Origin of the sequence: Enterovirga rhinocerotis (assembly GCF_004363955.1) — a bacterium.
Classification (GTDB): Bacteria; Pseudomonadota; Alphaproteobacteria; order Rhizobiales; family Beijerinckiaceae; genus Enterovirga; species Enterovirga rhinocerotis.
Genome location: NZ_SNZR01000011.1, coordinates 1,953,170 through 1,966,576 on the forward strand (window position 1 = coordinate 1,953,170; position 13,407 = coordinate 1,966,576).

Annotated in this window: 12 protein-coding genes; 7 read left to right on the forward strand and 5 right to left on the reverse strand. The window is 69.4% G+C overall.

Features of this window, described 5'->3' with window-relative positions; genetic code table 11:
* Positions 1–35 precede the first annotated feature (35 nt).
* The 3 genes from EV668_RS09970 to EV668_RS09980 all read left to right on the forward strand — a co-directional run bounded on the left by EV668_RS09970 (position 36) and on the right by EV668_RS09980 (position 2,583).
* Positions 36–641 (forward strand): CatB-related O-acetyltransferase, encoded by a 606-nt coding sequence (locus tag EV668_RS09970; protein WP_133770149.1) that lies wholly within the window; start codon positions 36–38, stop codon positions 639–641.
* Positions 642–746: 105 nt separating this feature from the next.
* The gene (locus tag EV668_RS09975) at positions 747–1,559 is read left to right on the forward strand and encodes a class I SAM-dependent methyltransferase (RefSeq protein ID WP_133769593.1); all 813 of its coding nucleotides are present in this window, start codon (positions 747–749) and stop codon (positions 1,557–1,559) included.
* A gap of 229 nt (positions 1,560–1,788) precedes the next feature.
* Positions 1,789–2,583, forward strand: coding sequence for a MetQ/NlpA family ABC transporter substrate-binding protein (locus EV668_RS09980; protein ID WP_133769594.1), 795 nt, complete (start codon positions 1,789–1,791; stop codon positions 2,581–2,583).
* A 4-nt stretch (positions 2,584–2,587) separates the two neighbouring features.
* Here the strand turns inward: EV668_RS09980 and EV668_RS09985 are convergent, their stop codons facing one another.
* Together EV668_RS09985 and EV668_RS09990 are read right to left on the reverse strand one after the other, a co-directional pair.
* Entirely contained in the window at positions 2,588–3,490 is a 903-nt protein-coding gene (locus EV668_RS09985; protein WP_133769595.1) for a glycosyltransferase family 2 protein, read from the reverse strand.
* Between the two features lie 112 nt (positions 3,491–3,602).
* Positions 3,603–4,472 carry an aldo/keto reductase family oxidoreductase gene (locus EV668_RS09990; RefSeq protein ID WP_133769596.1) on the reverse strand — a complete coding sequence of 290 codons (870 nt, stop codon included), beginning with the start codon at positions 4,470–4,472 and terminating at the stop codon, positions 3,603–3,605.
* A gap of 92 nt (positions 4,473–4,564) precedes the next feature.
* Here EV668_RS09990 and EV668_RS09995 point away from each other — a divergent pair, with 92 nt between their 5' ends.
* The gene (locus tag EV668_RS09995) at positions 4,565–5,470 is read left to right on the forward strand and encodes a LysR substrate-binding domain-containing protein (RefSeq protein WP_133769597.1); all 906 of its coding nucleotides are present in this window, start codon (positions 4,565–4,567) and stop codon (positions 5,468–5,470) included.
* A 93-nt stretch (positions 5,471–5,563) separates the two neighbouring features.
* On the opposite strand, the gene aspS is transcribed toward EV668_RS09995, so the two are convergent.
* Positions 5,564–7,375 (reverse strand): aspartate--tRNA ligase, encoded by a 1,812-nt coding sequence (gene aspS / locus EV668_RS10000; protein ID WP_133770151.1) that lies wholly within the window; start codon positions 7,373–7,375, stop codon positions 5,564–5,566.
* A gap of 403 nt (positions 7,376–7,778) precedes the next feature.
* Between aspS and rnd the strand changes: the two genes are divergently transcribed.
* A complete protein-coding gene (rnd, locus tag EV668_RS10005) occupies positions 7,779–8,957 on the forward strand; it encodes a ribonuclease D (RefSeq protein ID WP_133769598.1) in 1,179 nt (392 codons plus the stop codon).
* Here rnd and EV668_RS10010 read toward each other — a convergent pair.
* Positions 8,945–10,366, reverse strand: coding sequence for a leucyl aminopeptidase family protein (locus EV668_RS10010; protein WP_208111500.1), 1,422 nt, complete (start codon positions 10,364–10,366; stop codon positions 8,945–8,947). The genes rnd and EV668_RS10010 overlap by 13 nt on opposite strands.
* Positions 10,367–10,444: 78 nt before the next feature.
* Here EV668_RS10010 and EV668_RS10015 point away from each other — a divergent pair, with 78 nt between their 5' ends.
* Complete coding sequence (locus tag EV668_RS10015; RefSeq protein ID WP_133769599.1) at positions 10,445–11,329, forward strand: tetratricopeptide repeat protein; 885 nt, start codon at positions 10,445–10,447, stop codon at positions 11,327–11,329.
* Positions 11,330–11,426: 97 nt separating this feature from the next.
* The gene (locus tag EV668_RS10020) at positions 11,427–12,359 is read left to right on the forward strand and encodes a dihydrodipicolinate synthase family protein (protein WP_133769600.1); all 933 of its coding nucleotides are present in this window, start codon (positions 11,427–11,429) and stop codon (positions 12,357–12,359) included.
* Positions 12,360–12,416: 57 nt separating this feature from the next.
* On the opposite strand, the gene EV668_RS10025 is transcribed toward EV668_RS10020, so the two are convergent.
* Positions 12,417–13,382, reverse strand: a complete 966-nt coding sequence (locus EV668_RS10025) for a TAXI family TRAP transporter solute-binding subunit (protein ID WP_133769601.1) — start codon at positions 13,380–13,382, stop codon at positions 12,417–12,419.
* Positions 13,383–13,407: the final 25 nt, after the last annotated feature.

Here is a 13,407-nt window from a genome sequence, read left to right on the forward strand (position 1 = left end):
CCCTATCCGCCCGGAACGTCGTCTCGATGACGTTATTGCAGCGACTGCGGCGGGGCCGCAATCCGCACAATCAAACTGCGATCCACCTCGCACCGCTGATCCGGCGCTGGGGGCACGTCATAGGTGACTATTCCTACGGCCATCCGAAGGTCCGCTTTTCGGAAACGGGCGCCAAGCTGCGCATGGGCCGCTATTGCTCGATCGCCGACAAGGTCGAGATCCTGCTCGGCGGAAATCACCGTCTCGACTGGACGACGACCTACCCCTTCACGGCCCTTCCCGAGCTCTGGCCCACGGCTCGGGACCTCGAAGGATCGCACGCCTCGAAGGGGGACGTCACGATCGGCAACGACGTCTGGATCGGCTCGGCCTGCATGATCCTGTCCGGCGTCACGATCGGACACGGCGCGGTGATCGGCGCGCGCGCCGTCGTCGCGAAGGACGTGCCGCCCTATGCCATCGTCGCCGGCAACCCGGCGCGCGTGATCCGCATCCGCTTCCCGCAGGAGGTGGTCGAGGCCCTGCTCGACGGCGCCTGGTGGGACCTGCCTCGGGCGCAGGTCGAGCCGCTGATCCCCCTGCTCCAGAGCAACCGGATCCCGGAGCTGCTGGCGGCGCTTGGACGGATACGGGGCGGCTAGCGCGCTCCGTCATTGCGAGCGACGGCGTTCCCGTTCCCCCCTCGCCCGCCATGTTCTAAGACGCCCCCTTTCCCCGGCCGCGGGGCCGATGTTCCAGAGATCGCCATGCATCTGTCCGCCCTCGACAAGGCCCGCGTCTTCCGATCCGCCTATCTCGCCGGCGTCGAAGACCAGCCCCTCGCGATCCTCGACGTCGGCTCGGCCATCGTCGATCCGACCCAGCATTCCAACCGCGATGCGATGACCAATCCGCGCTGGACGCCGACCGGACTCGACATCGAGCCCGGCCTCAACGTCGATGTCGCGGTCGCCGACCCCTATGACTGGCGGGAGGTCCAAAGCGCGTCGATCGACGTCGTCACCTGCTCCGAGGTGTTCGAGCACGCCGAGTATTTCTGGGTCACGATCCACGAGATCGCCCGCGTGCTGAAGCCGAACGGGCTCGCCTTCATCACCTCGCCGAGTTCCGGGCCGCTGCACCGCTTCCCGGTCGATTGCTGGCGCTTCTACGACGACGGCCTGCCGGCCGTCGCGCGCTATGGCGGCCTCACGGTGCTGGAGGCGCAGGTGCAGTGGATGCCGGTCTACCGGAAGGGCATGCAGTGGCGCGACGCCTCGATCGTCCTGCAGAAGCCGGCGCATTCCCCCGAGGGCGCGGCGGCGGCGCATCTGAAGAACTGGGCGGCGAAGCTGATCCTCAAGGCCGACCTGACGGCGGCCGATTTCGCCTCGCCGCCCCTCGCCCCGGCCGCGCAGCCGAGCATCATTCCTCCGCTGGAGGGCAAGGGCGCCTTCGCCGCGCGCGAGGCAGAACTCGCCCGCGAGGGCGGACTGAAGCAGAAGGGACAGGTCGTCCTGCGCCAGGTCCGAGACCTGATGCGCACGATCGGCGAGCCGCTGACGAAGATGAGGTACTGAGCGCCTCGGCGAGCCGCGACGTCGTTCGGCGGCCCTCCCCTGCTCCGGGGAGGCGACCGCCCTCTCCCCAGGAGAGCGGAGAACAAATCGTTCTTTTGCCGACCGTTCTTTTGAACATACGTTTCGTTGCAAATAACGAACTAGGCGTGGCAGATTCCCGACAGAACGCGATGGTCGCGGTCGGGATCAGCCGGAACCGGCGGATCCGTGTTTTCCGCGGGAGATTGCCATGCCGGTTTTGTCGAGACGCGCCCTGCTCGGGGCTCTGGCCGCAGCGGCGGCGTCCGGTCCGGCCTTCGGCCAGCAAGCGACGATCAAGGTGGGAGCCACGGCCGGACCTCATGCCGAAGTCCTGGACGTCGCGGCCAAGGTCGCTGCCCGCAACGGGCTGACCGTGCAGGTCATCGAATTCAACGATTACATCCAGCCCAATGCGGCTCTCGCAGCCGGCGATCTCCAGGCGAATTCCTATCAGCACCTGCCGTTCCTGCAGGCGCAGATCGACGCGCGGGGCTACGACATCGTGCCGGTCGGGCGCACGGTCCTGTTTCCGATCGCGGTCTATTCGAAGAAGCACAAGCGCCTCGAGGACCTCCCCAAGGGAGCGCTCATCAGCATCGGCAGCGACCCCGCCAACTTGGCGCGCACCCTCATCCTGTTTCAGGAGGCCGGGCTGCTGAAGCTGCGGGACGGCTCCGGCTTCAAGGCGACGCCGCTCGACATCGTCGCGAACCCGAAAGGCCTCCGCTTCAAGGAGCTCGAAGCGGCGCAGCTCGTCCATGCCCTCGACGATGTCGACGCCTCGGCCGTCAACACGAACTATGCGCTGCTGGCCGGGCTCAACCCCCAGAAGGATTCGATCCTGCTGGAGAAGCCCCAATCCGACTATGTCTGCGCGATCGTCGTCCGCAGGCAGGACAAGGACGCTCCCTGGGCGAAGACCCTCGTCGCCTCCTATCAGTCGGACGAGGTGAAGGCCTTCATCGAGAAGCGCTATCCCGGCGCCGGCTTCGCCGGCTGGTAGGGCGTCACCCTGGGCTTCGATCCGCGGCGCCCGGCTCCGCGAGGACACCCTCGCGGCCGAGCGCCGTCCGGCCGCGCAGGAAGGCGAGCGCGCCCGCCGCCGAGCCCGCGTAGCGTTCGATCAGCGGGCGCCGAAAGCTCGCGAGGGCGAGCAAGCTCCTGACCGCGTTCCACGCGAACATGCCGGGAGCCGGCGACGGCAGGCCCCATTTCCGCGAGACATAGGCCCGCGACCAGGCCTGGTGCCAGCGCGAGCGGAAGATGCGCCCCGGCGCCGGACCGCTCGACTTGCCCCGGCCATGCCGAGCCACCGCCGCCTGCACATGGACCAGCGCATGGCCGGCCTCGGAGAGACGCCGGCAGAGATCGTCGTCCTCGTAGAAGAGGAAGATCGCCGGATCGAAGCCCCCGACGGCCAGGAAGACCTCCCGGCGCACGAGGAGGCAGGCGCCGGACAGGAAGGGCGCGCAGCAATCGCCCTCGGGGAAGCAGGGCACGCCCTGCGGGTTGGTCAGGAAGCCCGAAAGCAGCGAACGCGGCTGGAAGAAATAGCGCCCGTCCTCCTCGACGATGCGCGGGGCGAAGAGCGCGGCATCCGGATAGGCCGCCGCCGCCGCGAGCAGCGCCGCAGCGGCCCCCTCGTCGAGGACGAGATCGGGATTGGCGATGAGGACGAACGCCGCCCCGCTCGCGGCGACGCCGGCATTGTTGGCCCGGCCATAGCCCTCGTTCCGCGCCATGCGCACGACGCGCGCCCCGGCCCGCTCCGCGACCTTAGCCGTGCCGTCGCGGCTCGCATTGTCGACGACGATGGCCGGCACGCCCTCCCGCGCCAGAGCCGCGAGGCAGGCCGGAAGAACCTCGGCCGAATCGTGCGCGACGACGACGGCTTCGATCTGGGACCGCACAGGATGATCGACTAGAGGCACGCTGCTCTCGGGCGCGGGAGACCTTCCCCGCCAGCCCGAGATGGACGACCAGACGGCGCCCCGCAAGCCGATCGCGGGCCTCGCATGCCCATCAGGCGGCGGGGGCAGCCGAGATGCCGTCGAGAGCGTCGAGTGTTTCGGGCCGCAGCGCGATCTCGGAGGCCGCCAGATTGTCCCGCAGATGCCCGATCGACGACGTGCCGGGGATCAGGAGGATGTTCGGGGCGCGGTGGAGAAGCCAGGCGAGGGCAAGCTGCATCGGTAGCACGCCGATCCTGGCCGCCTCCTCCGACAGGGTCGAGGATTGAAGCGGCGTGAAGCCGCCGAGCGGAAAGAAGGGCACGTAGGCCACGCTGTCGCGGGCGAGCGCGTCGATCATCTGATCGTCATGCCTGTGCGCGAGATTGTACTGGTTCTGCACGCACGCGATCTCGGCGATCTGGCGGCCCTCGGAGACTTGCGTCGAGGTCGCGTTGCTGAGCCCGATATGCCGCACGAGGCCACGGCGCTGGAGATCCGCCACGGCCTCGAGGGGCGCTGCGATGGATCCCTCGGCAGGGCCGTGCGCGTCGAACATGATCCGCAGATTCACGACCTCCAGCACGTCCAGGCGAAGGTTGCGCAGGTTGTCCTCGACGGCTCGGGCGAGTTCGTCCGCGGAGAAGGCCGCATCCCACGACCCCTCGGGGCCGCGCTTGGCGCCGATCTTCGTCACGATGACGAGATCGTCCGGATAGGGGTGGAGCGCCTCGCGGATGATGTCGTTCGTGACGTGGGGGCCGTAGAAATCGCTCGTGTCGAGGTGGTTCACGCCGGACGCCACGGCCTCGCGAAGCACGCCGATCGCCGCGGCGCGGTCTCTCGGCGGCCCGAAGACGCCTGGGCCGGCGAGCTGCATCGCCCCGTAGCCCATCCGGTTCACCTCGCGGTCCCCGAGCTTGAATGTCTTGCCGATCGTCATCGCTCATCTCCCGGTGTTCCGACATATATGCGCGCTGGCGGGGCGGACGATAACGGATCACAATCGGGACAGGCTGTACGTTCTGGCGAACAATCATGGTCGATGTCGGGGATCTCAACGCCTTTCTGGCCGTCGCCGAGCGCGGCAGCTTTCGCGGGGCCGCCCGAAGACTGAACGTCAGCGCATCCGGATTGAGCGAGGCGGTCCGACGCCTCGAGAGCAAGCTCGGCATCCGCCTGCTCCACCGAACGACCCGCAGCGTCGTCGCGACGGAGGCGGGTGCTCGGCTGATCGAGCGCCTGCGCCCCGCGCTCGCGGAGGTCGAGGCCGCGCTGGAAGTGGTCGACACCTTCCGCGACCGGCCGGCAGGAACGCTTCGGCTCAACGTGCCCGTCGTCGCCGCGCGCCTGATCCTTCCGGCGATCGTGCCGGACTTTCTCGCCCGCTATCCCGACATCACCTTGGAGGTCGCCGCCGAGGACGATTTCATCGACCTCGTCGCGGCAGGTTTCGACGCCGGCATCCGATATGACGAGCGCCTGGAACGCGACATGATCGCGGTGCCGATCGGGCCGCGAGTCCAGCGCAGCGCCACCGCCGCGGCTCCGGCCTATCTCGCGCGAAAGGGCAGGCCGGAGCACCCGGAGGACCTGCTGTCCCACTCCTGTCTCACGGGACGGTTCGGCAGCGGCGCGGTCCTGATCTGGGAATTCGAGCGCGACGGCGAGATCGTCCGGGTCGAACCGCGAGGCCCGCTCGTGATCCGCACCGGGGCGACGGCGGATCTCGCCGTCGACGCTGCCATCGCCGGGACCGGCATCATCCATCTGTTCGAGGATTGGCTGCGGCCGCATTTCGCGCGCGGCACGCTCGTTCCGGTCCTCGAACCCTGGTGGCAGCCATATTCCGGGCCGTTCCTCTACTATCCAGGCCGCCGGCTCCCGCCCCCGCCCCTGAGGGCATTCGTCGACTTCATCCGCTCCCGCCGGCCCGGCTGAGGACGTCACGCTGCACGAAGGGAAGGCCTCGGCGGACCTCCGCGCAGCCTTCCGGATCGCTGCGCAGGCGGCGCGATGCGACGCGTCCGCTGGCTACCCCTTCTGCGGCAGGTTCAGCCGTATGTGCAGCTCCCGGAGCTGCTTCGGCGTCACCTCGGAGGGCGCGCCCATGAGGAGGTCCTCGGCGCGCTGGTTCATCGGGTAGAGGACGACCTCGCGCAGGTTCTGCTCGCCGCAGAGGAGCATCACAATGCGGTCGATGCCGGGCGCGATGCCGCCGTGGGGCGGGGCGCCGTAGGTCAGCGCGCGCAGCATGCCGCCGAACTTCTCCTCCAGCACGTCCTCGCCGTAGCCGGCGAGCGCGAAGGCCTTGCGCATGATGTCGGGGCGGTGGTTCCGGATGGCCCCGGAGGACAGCTCGATGCCGTTGCAGACGATGTCGTACTGGAAGGCCTTGATGCCGAGGATCGTGTCCTTGTCGGCCGCCTCGAGCGCCAGGAAGGCGTCCTTGTCGAAGTTCGGCATCGAGAACGGGTTATGCGAGAAGTCGACCTTCTTCTCGTCCTCGTTCCACTCGAACATCGGGAAATCGGTGATCCAGCAGAAGGCGTACTGGTCCTTGTCCGACAGGTCGAGATCGTCGCCGATGCGGATGCGCGCCTTGCCGGCGAGGCTCGCGGCCTTCGCCTCCTCGCCCGCCGCGAAGAAGACCGCGTCGCCCGCACCGATCCCCGCCCGCATGGCGATGGCGGCCTGCACGTCGGCCGGGATGAACTTCGCGATCGGGCCCTTGCCCTCGAGCCGCCCGCTCTCGTCGCCGAAGACGATGTAGCCGAGCCCGGCCGCGCCTTCCGAGCGCGCCCAGTCGTTCAGCTTGTCGAAGAAGGAGCGCGGCTGCGAGGCTGCGCCCGGCGCCGGGATGGCGCGCACGACGCCGCCCGCCTTGATGACGTTCTTGAAGGCGTTGAAGGTCACGCCCTCGTCCGAGAACTCCTCGGTGACGTCGGCGATCACGAGGGGGTTGCGCAGATCCGGCTTGTCCGAGCCGTATTTGAGCGCGGCCTCGGCGAAGGTGATGCGGGGGAACTCGCCCGTGACGCGCTTGCCCTCGGCGAATTCCTCGAAGACGCCGCGCAGAACGGGCTCGACCGACTGGAAGACGTCCTCCTGGGTGACGAAGCTCATCTCGATGTCGAGCTGGTAGAACTCGCCCGGCGAGCGGTCGGCGCGGGCGTCCTCGTCGCGGAAACAGGGCGCGATCTGGAAGTAGCGGTCGAAGCCCGCGATCATCGTGAGCTGCTTGAACTGCTGCGGCGCCTGCGGCAGCGCGTAGAACTTGCCGGGATGGAGGCGCGAGGGCACGAGGAAGTCGCGCGCGCCCTCAGGCGAGGAGGCGGTCAGGATCGGGGTCTGGAACTCGAAGAAGCCGCCCTCCTTCATCCGCCGGCGGATCGAATCGATGATCTCGCCGCGCTTCATGATGTTGGCGTGCAGCTTCTCGCGGCGCAGATCGAGGAAGCGGTACTTGAGCCGCTGCTCCTCCGGGTATTCCTGATCGCCGAAGACGGGCACGGGCAGCTCCGCGGCCGGCCCGAGCGCCTCCATCTCGGTCGCGTAGATCTCGATCTGGCCGGTCGGCAGCTCGGCGTTGATGGTGCCCTCGGGCCGTGCCCGGACCTTGCCGTCGATGCGCACCACCCATTCCGAGCGGGCCTCGTTCGCGAGCCGGAAGGCCGGCGAATCCGGATCCACCACGATCTGCGTCATGCCGTAATGGTCGCGCAGGTCGATGAAGAGCACCCCGCCATGGTCGCGGATGCGGTGGCACCACCCGGACAGGCGGACGGTCTGACCGATATCGGACGGGCGCAGGGCGCCGCAGGTATGGCTGCGATAGGCGTGCATGGAAACGATCTTCTGGAGAAGCGGGGGTCCGACCATGGAGGCCCCGGCTTGTCAAGCCGAGCACGCCGGACGCCCATGCGCGGGCCGCAAGGCGTTAACTCCAATTCTCAGGATTCGATTCAGGAACCGGTCATAACTCACTCGCACCTCACCAAGACCCGTGCCGTGCGACATGTCCTCCCGCGATTTGCTCCTGTGCCTTTGCACGTTGTCGTCGCTCGCGGTTCTCGGGCGAGCGCCCGGTGCGGTGAGCCTGCGGCTGCGCGATGTCGAGGCGGCGATCGCGTGCGATGCCAAGAACGGGCGGGACAAGAAGGTGGCCATCCGCCCCCTCGGTGGAAATCCCGTCGGATAAGCGCGCCGGTCTGTCGCGGCCGCCGCATGGCTGCGCTATAGGTTAACGATGCCGCTCATCACCACGACCTCCGAGCTGGAGCTCGCCTGCGCGCGCTTCGCCGCGCTTCCCTTCGTGACCGTCGACACGGAGTTCATGCGCGAGACGACCTATTATTCGAAGCTCTGCCTGATCCAGATGGCCGGGCCGGGCGTCGAGGGCGTCCTCGTCGACCCCCTCGCTCCGGGCCTCAGCCTCGATCCGTTCCTCGCCCTGATGACCGATCCGCGCGCCGTGAAGGTGTTCCATTCGGGCCGCCAGGACGTCGAGATCATCTGGCATCTCGGCCATGTGATCCCCTCCCCTCTCTTCGACACCCAGGTCGCCGCCATGGTCTGCGGCTATGGCGATTCGGTCTCCTACGAGCAGCTCGCGAACGACCTCGCGAAGGCGCGGATCGACAAGTCCTCGCGCTTCACCGACTGGTCGCGCCGCCCGCTCAGCGAGGCCCAGACGCTCTACGCCCTCTCGGACGTCACGCATCTCGTGCCGGTCTACGAGAAGCTCCTCGACGAGCTCGAACGCACCGGGCGCTCGCACTGGCTCGACGACGAGATGGCGGTGCTGACCTCGCCCGACACCTACCGGGCCGACCCCGACCAGGCCTGGCAGAGGCTCTCGGGCCGGATGCGCAAGCCGCGCGAGATCGCCGTCCTCATGGAGGTCGCGGCCTGGCGGGAGCGCGAGGCGCAGACGCGCGACGTGCCGCGCAGCCGCGTCCTGAAGGACGAGGCGGTGATCGACGTCGCCGTCTCGGCGCCCCGCAGCGTCGAGGCCCTCGGCCGCCTGCGCTCGATCCCCAACGGATTCGAGCGTTCGCGCACGGGCCAGGACATCCTCGCGGCGGTCGAGCGCGGCCTCGCCCGCGATCCCGCCACCATCCCCGTGGCGCAGCGCTCGCGCGGAGGGCGCGGCGGGGCGGCGGCGACGGTCGAACTGCTGAAGGTCCTGCTGCGCGCCGTCTCCGAGAACGAGGGCGTCGCGCCGAAGCTGATCGCAGGAGTCGACGACCTCGAGGAGATCGCAGCGGACAACACCGCCCGCGTTCCCGCGCTGTCCGGCTGGCGGCGCGAGGTCTTCGGCGAGCAGGCGCTCGCCCTCAAGGCCGGCCGTGTCGGGCTGTCGATCGATCGCGGCCGCGTCGTCACCTTCGAGCGCCCGGCGGCCGAGCCGGATCAGGCGGAATAGCGCTCCTTCAAGAGCGCGTAGACGAGCCGCGCTCCCTGGACCTCGCCGCCCTCGGGGCGGGCCGGACGCGATGACGGCATCCAGCCGTAGATGTCGAAATGCAGATGGGCCTTCGCCGCCGTCACGAAGCGGGCGAGGAAGAGGGCCGCCGTGATCGAGCCCGCGAATCCGCCGGCGGGCGCATTGGTGAGATCGGCCACCTTGCCCTCGATCATCGAGCGATAGCGCGGCCAGAGCGGAAGGCGCCACACCGGATCGTTCACCGCGAGCCCGAGGCGCACGACATCCTCCGCGAGCGCGTCGTCGTCGCTATAGACCGGCGGCAGGTCGGGCCCGAGCGCCACCCGCGCCGCGCCGGTGAGGGTCGCGAAATCGACGATCAGGCCGGGCTCCTCCTCGTCGGCGAGTGCAAGGGCGTCGGCGAGGATCAGCCGCCCCTCGGCATCGGTGTTGCCGATCTCGACGCTGAGCCCCTTGCGGCTGCGCATCACGTCGCCGGGACGGAAGGAGGCGCCCGAGATCGCGTTCTCGACCGTCGGGATCAGCACGCGAAGCCGAATCGGGAGGTCGGCGCCCATGATCATCTGCGCGAGCGCGAGAGCGGCGGCCGCGCCGCCCATGTCCTTCTTCATCAGCAGCATCGCCGCCGAGGGCTTGATGTCGAGCCCGCCGGTATCGAAGCAGACGCCTTTGCCGACGATCGTGACCATCGGCGCGGTGCGCTCGCCCCAGACCATGTCGATCAGCCGTGGCGCACGAGGCGAGCCCGCCCCGACCGCATGGATCATGGGAAGGTTGGCCGCGAGCAGGGCATCGCCCGCGATCACGGAGAATTCCGCTCCGAACCTGTCGGCGATCCGCCGGGCGGCGGCCTCGACCTCGTCCGGTCCGAGATCGTTGGCCGGCGTGTTGATCAGGTCGCGGCCGAGCGCGACAGCCTCGGCGATGCGCTCGATCTCGCCCGCATCCACGTCCTTCGGCGCGACGAGGCGCGCCGCGCGGCGCGGCCGCTCGCGGTAGCGGTCGAAGCGGTAGCCGGCGAGGAGCCAGGCCAGGGCCGCGCCTTCGAGATCGGGCCATTCGTCGGCGAAGCGGTAGGTTCCGGCCGGCAGTTCCGCCGCGAGCTTTCCGGCCGCGAAGGGATCGTCATCGCTCCCGACCCCGAATAGCACCTCCGCCACGGACCCGTCGGGCGCAGGGACGAGCGCGATCCGCCCGGCCTTCGGCTCGAACTCGCTGGCCTCCAGGAAGGCGCGCGCCATCGGCACGAGCGTCGCGGCGCGGGCGGGCCAGGTCTCGCGGTCGACCCGAACGATCGGGATCGCACCGTCGGGCTCGCCGGGCAGGGGCGGAGGCGCGAAGGCGTAGGGAGAAGGGTCGGCGGAGTGTGACGGTTCGGAGGACGACATGCACAGCCTCTGGGGCGGTTAACGGCCGGTTAGGGTTAACGATTTATCGCTGATGCCCTTGGGTCAGGGGTTGGTGTCATGGCGTCCGGGTCGCTGCAAGCTTTTGCTCCGAAGCTTCGGGGAGCAGTCGTCTCAACGCTGCTCGTCACGACGGCGGCTCTGGCGGGTTGCCAGTCGCGGGGACCGACGACCACCGGCTCGATCGGCCTGGGCGCGCGCGCCGCGCAGGTCGATCCGGAAGCCCTCGGGCGTCGCTACGAGGCCAACCCGCGCGATCCGAACGCCGCGCTCGCCTATGCGTCGAGCCTGCGGGCCCGCGGCCAGACCGCACAGGCGCTCGCCGTCCTCCAGCAGGGCGCCCTCAAGAATCCGAACCACCCTCCCCTGCTCGCCGCCTATGGCAAGGTCCTCGCCGATGCCGGGCGCTACAAGGAGGCTGCGGCCGTCCTCGCGAATGCCCATCGGCCCGACCGGCCCGATTGGAGCATCCTGTCGGTCCAGGGCGCGGTCGCCGATCAGCTCGGGCAGTTCGAAAGCGCCCAGCGCTATTATGCGGCGGCACTGAGGATCGTCCCCGGCGAGCCTTCGGTCCTCGCCAACCAGGGCCTCTCCTTCGCCCTCGTGAAGCGGCTCGACGAAGCCGAGCGCATCTTGCGGGAGGCGGCCAACCATCCGCGCGCCGATTCGCGGGTCCGGCGCAACCTCGCCCTGGTGCTGGGATTGCGCGGCCGCTACGCGGAGGCCGAGCAGGTGCTGGCGCGCGACATGCCGGCCGATCAGGCCCGGCAGAGCATCGCCGAAATCCGGGGCAGCCAGGCGGCTCCCGCGCCCCGGCGCGCCGTCCGCCAGCCCGATCCCTGGACGGCGATCCGCCAGTCCGATGCGGGGCACGGGGGCGTGGATCCGTCGCCGGCAGCGAAGCCGGATGCCCGCCGGGCGGTGCCGAGGCACGCCGCGCTTTAGACGGAGAACTCGCACCCTCACGACCGCCGGGCCTATCCTCGATTGCGATTCCGGCCGGGGCGTTCTAACGCTCCGGCTTATCCCTGGGAGGGCCCCGATGCTCGATAACAATGCGCGCGGCGTCTACGCGATCGCTCCGACCCCGTTCCACCCCGACGGACGCGTCGACGAAAAATCCATCGACACCATGGTGGACGCCTATGCCGCCGCCGGCTGCGAAGGCATCACCGTGCTCGGCATCATGGGCGAAGCGCCGAAGCTCGAGGCGAAGGAAGCCCTCGACATCGCGACCCGCGTCATCAAGCGGGCCGGCAAGATGAAGATCATCGTCGGCGTCTCGGCCGCGGGCTTCGCCGCCATGCGGGCGCTGTCGAACGGCGTCATGGATGTGGGCGCGGCGGGCGTCATGATCGCCCCTCCCCCCAGCCTGCGCACGGACGACCAGATCGTCACCTATTTCGGCCAGGCCGCCGAGGTGATCGGCGCGCAGACCCCCTGGGTGCTTCAGGATTATCCGCTCACCCTGAGCGTCGTCATGACGCCCGGCGTCATCCGCCGCATCATCACCGAGAACCCGTCCTGCGTGATGCTCAAGCACGAGGATTGGCCGGGGCTCGACAAGATCTCGACCCTGCGCCGCTTCGAGAAGGACGGCATGCGCCGCGTCTCGATCCTGACCGGCAACGGCGCCCTCTTCCTCGATTTCGAGATGGAGCGCGGCGCGGACGGCGCCATGACCGGCTATTGCTTCCCCGACATGCTGGTCGACATCGTCAATCTCTCCTCCGCCGGCAAGCGCGAGGAGGCGCACGACCTCTTCGACGCGCATCTGCCTCTGATCCGCTACGAGCAGCAGCAGGGCGTCGGGCTCGCCGTCCGCAAGTACGTCCTCATGCGCCGCGGCATCATCGCCTCGGACGCCCAGCGCAAGCCGGGGCCGGCGCTCTCGGCGGAAACGAAGAAGGAGGTCGACTACCTCCTCTCGCGCCTCGCCCGCCACGATCAGCGGGCGCAGAAGCTCGCTGCCTGACGGCAGCCGAAAACGTCGATCGGATTTGAACGGCCGCGCAGCCTTGCGCGGCCGTTTTCATGTCGGGAGATGGCCCGCTTCGCGCAAGAAGCGCGCGATGCCGGGATGGATCCACGCCGCCGGGACGGCGGCGACCGTGTTGGCAGGGCGCGTCTCCCGTCCCTGGGGCAGGAGCGCGGCGAGCCTGTCCTGCGCTCGGTCGAGGGCGCGGGCGAAGCGATGGCCGGATGCCTCCGGGAGATCGCCCCGGCAGAGAATGAGACTCCAGGACCCGATCGAGACCAGCGGCAGATCCTGGCCCCGATAGGTGCCGGCCGGCACCTCGATCCGGCGCATGTCCGGATGAGCCGCGAGGATGCGGGAGATCGCCTCCTCTCCCGGCGCAATGAACCGCGCTCCCGCGGGCTGCGCCGCGACGGCGTGGAAGCCGGGCCACCCGACACCGCCCCCGAACAGGGCCGCGGCCCGCCCATCCGCGACCATGATGGGTCCCTCACCCGCCCGCTCGAGCGTGATCGCCTCGATATCGGTCTCCGGATTGAGGCCCTCCCCCCGCAGGATCGCACGCGCCAAGACCGCCAGGCCCGATCCCGCAGCGCCCAGGGCGATGCGGCGGCCGCGCAGGTCCCCGATGGTCCGGAGCGAGCTATCCCCCCGGACGACGAACAGCCCCGCCGTCGCATACATCGCGGCGGCAACCTTCGGCCCGCCCGGCTCCGATCCGAGCCGCGAAAGATGCGCGTAGGCCACCTCGCCCTGGACGAGGCCGAGATCGATCCGCCGCTCCTCCAGCAACGGCACGTTCTCGGCCGATCCCCGGGTGTTGCGTTCGTCCAGCACGACGCCGGGATCGGCCTCGCGCACGGCCCTCGCGAGGGCGGCGCCGTAGACGGGAAAGCCGCCGCCGGGCGTCGCCGTTCCGAGGACGAGGCGGAGGGTTTCCTGCGCTGCGGCGCCCCGTGCCGTGACCGATCCGGACACAGCCGCCGCCAATCCTCCGGCGACGATGTGACGACGCCTCATCGGAACGCTCCCTGCCTTGCGGTCT

Bases quoted from the DNA above. Each gene is read 5' to 3' on its own strand.
- rnd (WP_133769598.1), top strand. From the start codon at position 7,779: ATGCCGCTCATCACCACGACCTCCGAGCTGGAGCTCGCCTGCGCGCGC.
- EV668_RS10015 (WP_133769599.1), top strand. From the start codon at position 10,445: ATGGCGTCCGGGTCGCTGCAAGCTTTTGCTCCGAAGCTTCGGGGAGCA.
- EV668_RS09990 (WP_133769596.1), bottom strand. From the start codon at position 4,472: ATGACGATCGGCAAGACATTCAAGCTCGGGGACCGCGAGGTGAACCGG.
- EV668_RS09975 (WP_133769593.1), top strand. From the start codon at position 747: ATGCATCTGTCCGCCCTCGACAAGGCCCGCGTCTTCCGATCCGCCTAT.
- EV668_RS10025 (WP_133769601.1), bottom strand. From the start codon at position 13,382: ATGAGGCGTCGTCACATCGTCGCCGGAGGATTGGCGGCGGCTGTGTCC.
- aspS (WP_133770151.1), bottom strand. From the start codon at position 7,375: ATGCACGCCTATCGCAGCCATACCTGCGGCGCCCTGCGCCCGTCCGAT.
- EV668_RS10020 (WP_133769600.1), top strand. From the start codon at position 11,427: ATGCTCGATAACAATGCGCGCGGCGTCTACGCGATCGCTCCGACCCCG.
- EV668_RS09980 (WP_133769594.1), top strand. From the start codon at position 1,789: ATGCCGGTTTTGTCGAGACGCGCCCTGCTCGGGGCTCTGGCCGCAGCG.
- EV668_RS10010 (WP_208111500.1), bottom strand. From the start codon at position 10,366: ATGTCGTCCTCCGAACCGTCACACTCCGCCGACCCTTCTCCCTACGCC.